General features: G+C 55.5%; 1 protein-coding gene and 1 pseudogene. Both read right to left on the bottom strand.

Features of this window, described 5'->3' with window-relative positions:
- Nucleotides 1-336 (bottom strand): annotated as a pseudogene (locus ACR0D7_RS19330) (transposase); the annotation flags it as partial.
- 306 nt (nt 337-642) lie between these two features.
- A complete protein-coding gene (locus tag ACR0D7_RS19325; protein WP_480680471.1) occupies nt 643-1,656 on the bottom strand; it encodes an IS110 family RNA-guided transposase in 1,014 nt (337 codons plus the stop codon).
- Nucleotides 1,657-1,770: the final 114 nt, after the last annotated feature.

Genomic DNA, 1,770 nt, shown 5'->3' with positions numbered 1-1,770 from the left:
TGCTTTTTTGAGCAACCGCAGTTCAAGAGCCTGTTCGGCAACCACTTCCTTCAGATCGCGTGCCTCGCGGCGCAGATCTTTGACCTCTGTCGATGTCGCGGCGCGCGCGGTGTCACCGGCAAGGCGTTTCTTACCGGCTTCAAGGAACTCCTTGGACCAACTGTAGTAGAGGCTCTGGGCAATGCCTTAACGGCGGCACAGCTCTGCAATACTGTCCTCGCCCTGCAGGCCGTCCAGCACAATCCTGATCTTCTCTTCTGCTGAATATTGCTTACGCGTGGTGCGGCGGATGTCTTTTACAACTTTCTCACCGTGGCTCTGCTTGGTTCCGGTCATGCGCTACGTTTGATCCACTGGATCAAATGCAAAACGCATTGACCTATCTCATCTCCACTCCTTGGCGGTTACGATGAGCCAGAAACCTTTCTGTAATCGGGCCCGGTTTTTCAAGGAAATAGCGCCTAAAAGTGCATGCTTCTGTCCGTGATCTGCGTGGTGCACTCACATGATGCGGTCGGCTCTGGCGCGGGAAAGCCCATCTCTCTTGCGGCGTATATTTTTGCCAGGGTTTCTGTCGGCTTTTCCCGCGCCGCGTCCCTTCAGGGGCGCCTTCCTTGCGGAAGAGTTGGTACTCGTTGTCTTTCAGACGGTTCTGAATTCCGTGCCGTCCATCCACATCCGGTGCATGATGACGGCCAGTTTCCTCGCGAGGACAATCTTGGCGCGCTTTGCACCACGTCGGGCGGCAACTCGCATCGCCCATGCCTTCAACGGAGTCCATCGGGTGGTTCTCACAAGCATCACATGCGCTGCTTCGTAAAGCGCCACTCTCACACTGGCATCGCCGGCCTTGGTACTTGACGTGACTCGATCCGTTTCTCCGGATTGATATCGTCGTGGCGTCAGGCCAAAATAGGCTCCCACTGACTTAGACGAACGGAAACGTTTGGGGTCATCAATTGCGGCACGAAAAGTCATCGCAACTATGGCGCCGACACCGGGAATTGTCATAAGGCGCCGACAGACTTCATCGTTGCGAGACTGATCTCGAACCTGCTTGTCCAATTCGGCGAATTCTTCTGCCATCGCATCACGTGCTGATAGGAGCGGGAGGATCGCCTCCTCCAGAACCGAGTTATCTGCGATCAGATCGCGAACCAGATCACAAAACCGGCCTCGCGCTCCTGTCGGAATTCTCAAGCCAAATCCGCGAAGAAGGCCTCGAACCGAATTGTCGAGTTCCCGGACACGACGCCCCAGACTATCTCGTGCCGACAGCATCAATCGCAGATCCCGTGCGGTGGGGGTCTTCAAATGACCTGGCTGAAACCAACCCATGCGAAGCAACTCTGCGATGCCACGGGCGTCCCGCCGGTCGGTCTTTATCGGGATCGCAGACAATGCCGCATGTACTCGACGCGTCTCCATCAGAACGCTGTCCAGACCCTTCCTCTTCAGGCCATCTGCAAGGAAGGCCGACATAGGGCCTGCTTCGAGGGCTATTCCACCGATGTCACTGGCAAAAGGACCAAGCACTATTGCAAGGTCATCGGGATGGCTTGGTGCCGAAAACTCTCGATGGATGCTACCGGCTTCGTCGATCACGCAAATTGCCGTGCTCTCGACTGAAACATCAAGTCCAACGTAATAAGTCATGGTCATCTCATCCGAGCTTCAAATCACCACCACAATTGTGGTGAATCGGCCCGATGACCGCATCTCTCTTATCAAAGCGACCTAAACTGTCCCATTGGGGCTGACGTCAGACAC

It is taken from the genome of Ruegeria sp. BB7, assembly GCF_056539365.1.
This window is presented reverse-complemented; position numbering and strand designations above follow the sequence as displayed.

Bases quoted from the DNA above. Each gene is read 5' to 3' on its own strand.
- ACR0D7_RS19325 (WP_480680471.1), bottom strand. From the start codon at position 1,656: ATGACTTATTACGTTGGACTTGATGTTTCAGTCGAGAGCACGGCAATT.